The 10205-nt window shown below is 70.5% G+C and carries 9 protein-coding genes; all 9 read right to left on the minus strand.

All coding sequences use genetic code 11. The annotated features are described in order from the left end of the window. Positions 1 to 54 precede the first annotated feature (54 nt). From ftsA to mraY, 9 genes are read right to left on the minus strand one after another with little or no spacing between them, the layout of a single operon-like run. Complete coding sequence (gene ftsA, locus F1654_RS04720) at positions 55 to 1380, minus strand: cell division protein FtsA (RefSeq protein WP_199200450.1); 1326 nt, start codon at positions 1378 to 1380, stop codon at positions 55 to 57. After that, positions 1380 to 2294 (minus strand): cell division protein FtsQ/DivIB, encoded by a 915-nt coding sequence (locus tag F1654_RS04725; RefSeq protein WP_150022318.1) that lies wholly within the window; start codon positions 2292 to 2294, stop codon positions 1380 to 1382. Before F1654_RS04725 ends, ftsA begins: the two co-directional genes overlap by 1 nt. After that, positions 2282 to 3226: a D-alanine--D-alanine ligase gene (locus tag F1654_RS04730; protein ID WP_408628085.1), complete on the minus strand. Its 945-nt coding sequence runs from the start codon at positions 3224 to 3226 to the stop codon at positions 2282 to 2284. Before F1654_RS04730 ends, F1654_RS04725 begins: the two co-directional genes overlap by 13 nt. Then, on the minus strand, positions 3193 to 4107 hold the full coding sequence (gene murB / locus F1654_RS04735; protein WP_150022320.1) for a UDP-N-acetylmuramate dehydrogenase: 915 nt from the start codon (positions 4105 to 4107) through the stop codon (positions 3193 to 3195). The genes F1654_RS04730 and murB overlap by 34 nt, the downstream gene beginning before the upstream one ends. Further along, entirely contained in the window at positions 4104 to 5513 is a 1410-nt protein-coding gene (murC, locus tag F1654_RS04740; RefSeq protein WP_150022321.1) for a UDP-N-acetylmuramate--L-alanine ligase, read from the minus strand. Before murC ends, murB begins: the two co-directional genes overlap by 4 nt. 5 nt (positions 5514 to 5518) lie before the next feature. Continuing rightward, positions 5519 to 6607 carry an undecaprenyldiphospho-muramoylpentapeptide beta-N-acetylglucosaminyltransferase gene (gene murG, locus F1654_RS04745; protein ID WP_150022322.1) on the minus strand — a complete coding sequence of 363 codons (1089 nt, stop codon included), beginning with the start codon at positions 6605 to 6607 and terminating at the stop codon, positions 5519 to 5521. Then, on the minus strand, positions 6604 to 7734 hold the full coding sequence (locus F1654_RS04750) for an FtsW/RodA/SpoVE family cell cycle protein (protein WP_150022323.1): 1131 nt from the start codon (positions 7732 to 7734) through the stop codon (positions 6604 to 6606). Before F1654_RS04750 ends, murG begins: the two co-directional genes overlap by 4 nt. Beyond that, positions 7731 to 9083 carry a hypothetical protein gene (locus F1654_RS04755; protein ID WP_150022324.1) on the minus strand — a complete coding sequence of 451 codons (1353 nt, stop codon included), beginning with the start codon at positions 9081 to 9083 and terminating at the stop codon, positions 7731 to 7733. Before F1654_RS04755 ends, F1654_RS04750 begins: the two co-directional genes overlap by 4 nt. A 13-nt stretch (positions 9084 to 9096) precedes the next feature. Continuing rightward, positions 9097 to 10197 (minus strand): phospho-N-acetylmuramoyl-pentapeptide-transferase, encoded by a 1101-nt coding sequence (gene mraY, locus F1654_RS04760; protein ID WP_150022325.1) that lies wholly within the window; start codon positions 10195 to 10197, stop codon positions 9097 to 9099. Positions 10198 to 10205 lie beyond the last annotated feature (8 nt).

Here is a 10205-nt window from a genome sequence, read left to right on the forward strand (position 1 = left end):
CATTCCAAGGCAGGCAGGGCCAGTCATAAGCCCGGTGAACGCGTTACGCCCCCTTCAAAAACTCTCCGCGAACCAGCGCCAGACGGCCGCCGGACCGCGTTCGGCGGGGGCGGCGGCCTTGCGGCCGCGCGGGGCGGGGGTGAGGGCGCGGGGCAGTCCGGCCAGCGCTTCGGGCGGGCCGTTGACGGCGCGCAGGATCAGGCCGGCGCCCGCGCTGAAGGCCGGGCCGCTGACCGCGTCGCCCAGGCCGTTGAGGGTTTCGGGCCGGCCGATGCGCACCTGCTTGCTCATCACCCGTCCGGCCAGCTGGGTGATGCCCGGCGTCTGGGACGCGCCGCCCGTCAGCACCAGGCCGCGCCCGGCTGCGCCTGCCGCCCCGGCGGTTTTCACCCGGTCGCGGGCCAGCTCGAATATCTCTTCCAGGCGCGGGCGGATGATGGCGTTGAGCATGGCGCGCGGATGCTGGGTCATGGTGTGGGACGCGCCCCCCGCCAGCGGCGGCGCCTCGATCATCACCTGATCGTCCTCGGGGCTGTCCAGCGCGCTGCCGCTGAGCGCCTTGATGCGTTCGGCGGCGGCCAGCGGCGTGGACAGGCCGCGCGCGATATCGCTGGTCACATGGGCGCCGCCCACGGGCAGGGCGTCCACATGCTGCAACACGCCTTCGGCGAAGATGGACAGGGTGGTCAGCTGGGCGCCCATATCGATCACCATCACGCCGAGCTCCAGCTCGTCGGCGGTCAGGGCCGCCAGGCCCGAGGCGTAGGGCGTGGCGGTCACGCCGGCCACCGAATAGCCCGCCCGCTCCACGCAGGCGGCGAGATTATGCAAGGGGTCGGCCGCGCAGCTGACCAGATGCAGGTCCACGCCCAGCACCTCGCCCACCATGGCGCGCGGGTCCTTGACCCCGCGATGGCCGTCCACCCGCCAGGACAGGGCCAGCGCATGCACGATGGCCCGGCCCGGCTCGTCAAACGCGCTGGCGGCTTCATGGATGATGCGGCGCAGATCGCGCTCGCGCACCTCGCGCTGGTCCAGCTCCATGTCCACGGCGATGCGCGTGGAGGACGGCGCGCCGCAGGCGGCGGCGACATGCAGGGCGCTCACCGTCTGGCCGGCCATGCGCTCGGCATTGTCCACCGCAGCGCGGATGGCGCTGGCGGCGGCCTCCATGTCCACCACCGCGCCGGCGCGCACGCCGCGCGTGGGCACATGGCCGACGCCGATCACCCGCGGACGCAGGCCCGCCAGGGTCGGTTCGGTGCGCGCGATGAAGCACACGGTCTTGGACGCGCCCAGATCCAGCGCGGCATAGAGGGCGGGCTTGCGCGCGCCTGCGCTCTCCCCGCCTGCAGCGCCGAACATCCCCATCACCCCCATCACGCCCCCCGGCCGCCCGAGGCGGTGCGTTCGGGCCAGGGCCGCAGCACCATCTCGCCCTCGACCCTGAGATCAATGATCTGGGCGTCGTAATCGAGCACGCCGCGCTCGGCGTGCATCATCGACAGATGCGCCAGCGCGCCCGCCGGATCGGCCTCGGGCAGCAGCACCTCGCCGCCGCTCTCCAGCCGCAGCGACCAGCGCCGCGCGCCGACGCGCACACGATGGGTGGTGCGCGCCTCGATTTCGGGATGCAGCGCCATCAGCGCCATCAGACGGGCCGCCTCGCCCGGCGCGCCGTCGCCGATGACGATGGGCAGGTCTGCAAAATCGGCCGGATCGGCGGCCTCGATGACCACGCCGGAGCGGTCGATGACATGGTGGCGCTGATTGTGCTGCCACAGGGCGAAGGGTTCGCGCTCGGTGATGATGACGCCGATGCGGTCCGGCCACAGGCGCAGCACGCTGGCCGAGTCCACCCAGCTGAGCTCTTCCAGCGCGGCGCGCGCAGCATGGGGGTCGATGCCGATCATCCCGGTTCCCGGCTGCGCCCCGATCAGGGCGGCGATGTCAGCGGCCTCGACCCGGCTGGCGCCGGATACATCCACCCAGCCGGCCTGATAGCCCGCATCGCCCAGACGCGCCTCATACCAGTCCTGCAGGCCCGCCCCCACATCGCCCAGCCGGCCCAGAGCGGCCATCACGGCCAGCGCGCCCACCGCGATCACCGCGCCGGTCATGGCGGCCAGGCGCAGCGCATAGCTCGCCCGGCGCCGCGCGGCGCGCAGGCGGGCCGAAAGCCAGTGTGACAGCTTCATGCGCCCGGCCGGCGGCGTGCGGACCGGCGTGCGCCGGGGGCTGGCGCGCCGTTTCCTGCCTGCGCCGCTGGCCTTGGCGCGCTCTACCTTGGGCAAGACGCATCCTCCGCCATCCACTCCACGAGATCGTCAAAACCGATCCCGCAATGCGCCGCCTGTTCGGGCGCGAGTGATGTCGGAGTCATGCCCGGCTGGGTATTAATTTCGAGTAACCACAAACCGCCCGAGGCCGGGTCATAGCGGAAATCGGAGCGCGTCAGACCCCGGCAGCCCAGCGTCTGGTGCGCGGTCACCGCCGCGGCCATGGCCTCATCGGCCACCGCTTGCGGAATATCGGCGGGCAGCTGGTGGACCGAGCCGCCATCGGCGTATTTGGCCTCGTAATCATAAAAGGCGGTCTTCGGCACGATCTCGGTGACGGTCAGCGCCCGGTCGCCCATCACCGCCACGGTCAGCTCGCGCCCCGGGATGAAGCGCTCGATCAGCACTTCATCGCCATAGGGCCATTCGCCGCTGGCCAGCACCGCGGGCGGGCGATTGGCGCCGTCTGGCACGATCACCACCCCCACAGAGGAGCCTTGCGCATTGGGCTTTGCCACATAGGGCGGTTTCATCAGATGATCGCGCGCGGCCTCATACCGGTTGGCGATCAGCCCTTCAGGGCATTTGAGCCCGGCGGCGCGCAGCACCGCCTTGGCGCGTTGCTTGTCCATGGCCAGCGCCGAAGCCAGCACGCCCGAATGGGTGTAGGGCAGGCGCATATATTCCAGCACGCCCTGAATGCGCCCGTCCTCGCCCCACTCGCCATGCAGGGCGTTGAACACCAGATCCGGCGCGGCCTCTTTGAGCGCTTCGGGCCAGAAGGGCTCGGCCGGATCGATCTCGATCACCTCATGGCCGCGCCCGCGCAAGGCTTTGGCGATTTGCGCGCCGGAGACTTTCGACACCTCGCGCTCCGGGCTCAGCCCGCCGAGGAGGACGGCGATGCGCTTGGTCATGCGGGCTCTCCCACGCGGCGGACTTCCCAGTCCAGATCGACGCCGAACTGCGCCTTCACCTGCGCGCGCACGGTCTCGCCCAGGGTTTCGAGATCGCTGGCGCTCGCCGTGCCGTCATTGATCAGGAAATTGCAGTGCTGCTCGGAAAAGCGCGCCCCGCCCACCGGCTTGCCGCGCCAGCCCGCCGCATCGATCAGCTGCCAGGCCGAGCGCCCGCCCGACAGCGCCGGATCGGGGTTCTTGAAGGTGGAGCCGGAGGTTTTCTCCCGGATCGGCTGGGTGCTTTCGCGCCGCGCCGTGATCGCGTCCATGCGCTGCGTGATGGCGGCCGGATCATCGGCGCGGCCTTCAAACACCGCCTCGACGAAAATCCAGTCGGCTGGCGCGTCGCTGTGGCGATAGGCGTAGCCCATCTCGTCGAGCGGCACGATCAGCCGGCGCCCGCGCCGGTCCAGCGCCACGGCCTCCACCAGCACATCGCGCGTCTCGGCGTTATAGCAGCCCGCATTCATGCGCAGCGCCCCGCCGATCGTGCCGGGCACGCCGACGAAAAACTCAAGCCCCGCAATGCCCGCCTTCGCCGCGGCTTTGGCGACCGTCTTGTCCAGCGCCGCCGTCCCGGCGCGCAGGCGCAAGCCCTCGGCCTGAATGCGTCCGAAGGCCGGGGTGAGCTTCACCGTCACCCCCTTCAGCCCGCCATCACGCACCAGCGTATTGGACCCCGCGCCGAGCACATGGACGGGAATATCGCGCGGCGTCTCGGCCAGGAAGCGCGCCAGATCGGCCTCGTCGGCGGGCAGGAACAGCACTTGCGCCGGTCCGCCCACGCGCAGCCAGGTGATGCCGGAGAGCGGCGCGCCTTCAATCAGCTTGCCGCGCACGGGCGGGAGGCGGGTGAGGAGCGCGCTCACCCCGCCGCCTCCAGCCGCTCCGGCAGTTCCGCCGCCCAGGCGGTGATGTCGCCGGCGCCCAGGCAGACCACCAGATCGCCAGACGCGATGCGGGATTTGAGATCGGCGGCCAGCGTCTCGCGCGTGGTGGCCGACGCGTCGCGGTGGGAGTGGCGTTGCAGGCCGGCCACCAGCCCGTCCTGATCAGCGCCCTCGATGGGCGTTTCGCCGGCTGAATAGACCGGCGCCACCAGCACGCTGTCGGCGTCATTGAAGCAGGTGCAGAACTCTTCAAACAGGTCATGCAGGCGCGTGTAGCGGTGGGGCTGGACCACGGCGACCACCCGGCCCTCGCCGGCGCGCTGGCGCGCGGCTTTGAGCACCGCGGCGATCTCCACCGGGTGATGGCCGTAATCATCAATGACGGCGACGCCGCCCGCCTCGCCCACCAGGGTGAAGCGGCGCTTGACGCCCTTGAACCCGGCCAGGCCTTTTCGCGCCTCGGCCTCCTGCCCGCCCAGCGCCTGCACCACCGCCAGCGCCGCGGCGGCGTTGAGCACGTTGTGCTCGCCGGTCATGGGCAGGGCGAGGCCCGCCCAGGTGGCCGGTTCGGCGCCGCGCGCCTGGAAGCGCAGGTCAAAGCGCGCGCCCGTGGTGTCGCCGTCATGATTGACGATGCGCACATCGGCCTGGGGCGAGAAGCCATAGGTGATCACCCGGCGGTCCTCGATGCGCGCGGCCAGCGCCTGCACCTCGGGGTGATCCACGCACAGCACGGCGAAGCCGTAGAAGGGCAGGTTCTCGACGAATTGCCGGAAGGCTTCGCGCAGCGCGTCGAAATCGCCGTAATGCTCCATGTGTTCGGGATCGATATTGGTGATGATCCCCACCGTGCCGCGCAGTTTCAGGAAGGAGCCGTCGCTCTCGTCGGCCTCCACCACCATCCAGCCGCCCTCGCCCATCTTGGCGTTGGAGCCATAGGCCGAAATGATGCCGCCATTGATCACGGTGGGATCAAACCCGGCGGCATCCATCAGGGCGGCCACCAGCGAGGTGGTGGTGGTCTTGCCATGGGTGCCGGCCACCGCGACCGAATGCTTCAGGCGCATCAGCTCGGCCAGCATTTCGGCGCGGCGCACCACCGGGATGCGCCGGGTGCGCGCCGCTGCAAGCTCGGGATTGTCGCGGCGCACGGCGCTGGACACCACCAGCGCGCCGGCCCCGTCGATATTGTCCGCCGCATGGCCGATATGGACCACCGCGCCCTTGTCGCGCAGGCGCTGGACATTGGGGCTGTCCTTGATGTCCGAGCCGGTGACCTGATAGCCCAGATTGAGCATCACCTCGGCGATGCCGCTCATGCCGATCCCGCCAATCCCGACGAAATGCACAGGCGAAGCGGCGGCGGCGAGGTCTCTGGGCGGCATGAAGGCTACTCCGCGGCGCGTTCGATCAGATCAGCCAGCGCCTCATGCGCATCGGGGCGGCCGGCGGCGCGGGCCGCCGCCGCGCGCGCGGCGAGAGCTTCGCCGTCCGCCAGCAGCGTTTCAAGGCGCTGTGACAGGCTTTGTGCGGTGACATCGCGCTCGGCCATCACCTCCGCCCCGCCCGCATGGGCGAGGCCTTGGGCATTGGCGCTCTGGTGATCGTCCATGGCGATGGCCAGCGGCACAAGGATGGCCGGGCGCCCGATGGCCGCCAGCTCCGACACTGACGAGGCCCCCGCGCGCGAGATCACCAGATGGGCCTGCCCGTAGCGCGCGCCCATATCGTCAAAGAAGGGCGAGAGCTCGGCCTTGACGCCCGCCGCGTCATAAACGGCGCGGGCGCGCTCCAGGCTGTCCTGGCGGGTCTGCTGCACGACGCTGAGACGCTGGCGCAAGGCTTCGGGCAGCAGCGCGACCGCCTCGGGCACGGTTTCAGACAATATGCGCGCGCCCAGACTGCCGCCCAGCACCAGAAGCCGGATCTCGCCATCACGCGCCGGGGCGGCATAGGGGGCCGCACGTGCGCTGAGCACGTGGGCGCGCACCGGATTGCCGGTGACGGCGTGACGGGCGCGGGCGGGCAGGCGGTCGAGGCGGTCAAAGCCCGACGCGACGGAGTGGGCGGACCCGGCGAACAGGCGGTTGACCCGGCCCAGCACCGCATTCTGCTCATGGATCACAAACGGCAGGCCCGACAGGCGCGCCGCGGCCAGCAGCGGAAAGGCCGGATAGCCGCCAAACCCCGCCGCCACATCCGCACCGAAGGCCTTGAGCAGCTTGCGCGTCGCCATCATCCCGGAGGCCAGATCGGCCAGCGCGCCGGGCAGGCGCAGCGGATTGGACTGGAACGGGCTGGAGGCGCGGATGACGCTCACCCCCTCGCCGGGGAAATCGCCGGTGTGGCGCGCCCCGCGCGCATCGGTGATCAGGGCCACCTGCCAGCCGCGCGCGATCAGGGTTTCGGCGGCCGCGCGCGCCGGAAAGATATGCCCGCCCGTGCCGCCTGCGGCGATGATCAGCCTGCGCGCGCTCACGCCCCGGCTCCCGCCGCGCGCAGGCGGCGCGGCTGATAGGCGCCCGGCCTGTGCCGGGTCAGCGCCAGCAGGAGCCCGGCCGAAAACGCCAACGCCAGCATGGACGACCCGCCATAGGACAGGAAGGGCAGCGTCATGCCGGTGGACGGGGCCAGATCGAGATTGACCGCGATATTGACCAGCGCCTGAAGCGCGAACAGCAGGGCCAGGCCCGCCGTGGCCAGCCGCGCGAACGGATCATTGAGCCGCAGGGCCAGCATCCAGGCGCGCGCGAACAGCAGCGCATAGAGCGCGATGATCATCAGCATGGCCAGCGCGCCGAACTCCTCGCCCGCCACCGCGAAGATATAGTCGTTATGGGCTTCGGGCAGGATGTGCTTGATGCGCCCCTCGCCCGGCCCGGCGCCCCACAGCCCGCCATGGCCGATGGCTTCCAGTGCGATATCGGTCTGGCTGCGCGCGCCCGAACCGCCGGAGAGGAAGTCCTGCACCCGGCGCTGGATATAGGGCACCAGATGCATCGCCGCGGCCCCGCCCGCCGCAATGGCGGCGCCCAGCCCGGCGGTCCAGCGCCAGGACAGGCCGGCGATCCATAGCAGGGCTGCGAAGATGAGGGTGATCAGCGCGGTCTGGCCCAGATCGGGCTGGCGCGTCAGCAAGAGCACGGCCAGCGCGTAGATCACCAGCGCCATCAGCCGGCCCGGCGCGGGCGCGCCGCGGTCTTCCTCGGTGAACAGCCAGGCGGTGATGATGATGAAGGCCGGCTTGAAGAACTCGCTGGGCTGCAGGGAGAAACCGCCCAGATGCAGCCAGCGCGTGGAGCCGTTGACGTTCGCGCCGAAGACCAGAACCGCCGCCATCAGCACCAGCGATCCCAGCAGCATCAGTCCGGACATGCGCCGCACGCCGGTGAGCGAAAAGCTTGCGCTGATCATCAGGATGATCAGGCCCGCAGCCATGAACATGGCCTGGCGGCGCACATAGAAGAAGGGATCGGCGGCGCTGGACACGGCGGGGCTGGCGGCGAACGACAGCACAAGGCCCATGCCCAGGAGGAAGATGATCATCCCCAGCAAGGGCTTGTCCAGCTCGCGCAGGACCCGCGAATAGCGCCGGGCGGGGCTCATGCCGCATCTCCCTGTTTCAATCGGCCGGTCAGCCGGTCCAGCGCCGCGGCCAGGGCGGCGCTGTCCTCATGGACCTGCTCTGGACCGCGCCGGGTTGACGGAGCGTATAGAAGCTGCGCCCGCCCGCCGCTGAGCATGGCGCCGTGCAGCGCACGCGCCAGCGCCTCGTCCAGCCCCGCCGCCGTGCGGCAGGCCAGGCGCTTGCCCAGCTTGCGCACCAGGCGCGGGTCCGGGCCGGTGAGGATCAGCCGCTGCAAATGATCCGGCAGGGGGCTGGCGAACGCCGCCGCGTCGAGGCCGGGATCGGCGATCCACCAGACCGGAAGGTCCGGGGTTATGGCGTCAAGCGTTTCGCGCGGGTCTTGCGCGGCGCTGTGATCGATGATCTCCACCGCGCCCAGCTGGAAGACCGGCGCGCGCAGACCCTGAGCGCCGGGAAAGCTGGCGAGCGCCGCCTCCATCGCATCTGCGTCCGCGCCCAGCGCCAGAGCCAGCGCCGCCGCGCCGGCGATCAGTCCGGGCGCCAGCCCCTCAAGCCCCGCCCCGCTGACGCGCCAGTGGCGGCCCGCGCCATGAGTGCGCGCGTCATGCAGCCGTCCGCCGATCAGATAGACGCCCTCGCCCAGCGCCATGCGGCCGGAACAGGCGATCAGGCGCTCGCGGTCCATCCCGCCCTTGCGCAGCGCCGCCAGCCGCGCCCCGGCGCCGGGCGCATCCATGTCGATCAGGGCCGGGCCGCTGCAGCGCGCGGCGAGGCTTGCGAGCTCCTCGGCGCTGACATCTGCGTCCGGTCCCAGCCACAACGCATGCGGCGCCAGGTCCGGCGCGCGGGCGCGCTCGGCGGCGCTGGCGGTGATCAGGGAGAGGCTGCCCGCGCGCAAGGGCGGGGCGTCAAACAAGGCGCGGCCCCAGCCGCCGGGGCGCGCATCAAGCCCGCTGCATTGCATAATCCAGCCCGCCAGCGCCATCGCGCCATGGGCTTGCGGCCCGCCCGGGGCCAGCGCCAGGCGCGCGCCGGGCCGGGCGGCCAGGGCGTGTGCGAACAGGGCCAGCTCGGTGGTCACCGGCGCAGCGGCGGCGCTTGCCAGCGCCAGCAGGCCGTTATCATCGGGCCCATCCAGCCGGGCGGCGTCATCAATGGCCAGCACCGCCAGATCGCCCCAGTCGCGCGCGGTGGGATGTTCGATCACCACGCCTTCGCGCGCCGCTCTCTTGCGCCGGGCCTCATCCTCGTCCCAACCGGTGACCGGCGTTCCACCCGCGGCCAGCGCGCGGGCCATGGCGCGTCCGCGCGCGCCCAGGCCCAGGATGCAGGCCCGTCCTGCAGCGCTGGCGCGGACGGAGATCACGGGCCCTCACCCATCAGCGCAGCTTCAGCGTCGACAGCCCGATCAGGGCCAGGACGAAGGCGATGATCCAGAAGCGCACCACGATGGTGGATTCCGACCAGCCCAGCTTTTCGAAATGGTGGTGGATGGGCGCCATCAGGAAGACGCGCTTGCCGGTCAGCTTGTAGCTGGCCACCTGCACCATCACCGAGACCGCCTCGAGCACGAACAGCCCGCCAATGATGATCAGCACGATCTCGTGCTTGACCGCCACGGCGATGGCGCCGATGGCGCCGCCCAGCGACAGCGAGCCGGTATCGCCCATGAACACCATGGCCGGCGGCGCGTTGTACCAGAGAAAGCCCAGCCCGGCCCCGATCATCGCCCCGCAGATCACGGCCAGTTCGCCCGTGCCGGGGGTGAAGTTCAGGAACAGATAATTGGAATAGACCGCCGAGCCGACCATGTAGGCGATGATCCCGAAGGCGCCCGCCGCGATCATCACCGGCACGATGGCCAGGCCGTCCAGCCCGTCGGTCAGATTGACCGCATTGGACGCGCCCACGATCACCAGCACCCCGAAGATGAAGAAGGCGTAGCTCAAGGGGATCAGCACGTCCTTGAAAAAGGGCACGGCCACCGAGGTGGCGAAATTCTCCGGCGTGTTGGGCGCGCCATCGAGCAGCTGCACCATCCAGATCACCGCCGCCAGCGCCACCGCGCCCTGCAAGGCCAGCTTGGCCTTGCCCGACAGGCCGTGATGGGAGCGCTTGGTGACCTTGCGCCAGTCATCGATGAAGCCGATGCCGCCAAAGGCAGCGGTCACGAACATCACCACCCACAGATAGGGATTGGACAGATCGCCCCAGATCAGCGTGCCCGCCAGAATGCCGAACAGGATGATGAACCCGCCCATGGTCGGCGTGCCGGCCTTGGAGATGACATGGCTTTCCGGCCCGTCGGTGCGGATGGGCTGGGAGCCCTGTTTGCGCAGCCATCCGATGAAGGGCATGCCCGCCACCAGGGCGATCACGAACGCGGTCATGAGCGCGGCGCCGGTGCGGAAGGTGAGATAGTTCAACAGGTTGAACAGGGCGAAATCATCAGCGAAAGGAGTCAGGAGCAAATACAGCATGGCGCGAT

The organism is Alkalicaulis satelles (genome assembly GCF_008630495.1).
GTDB lineage: Bacteria > Pseudomonadota > Alphaproteobacteria > Caulobacterales > Maricaulaceae > Oceanicaulis > Oceanicaulis satelles.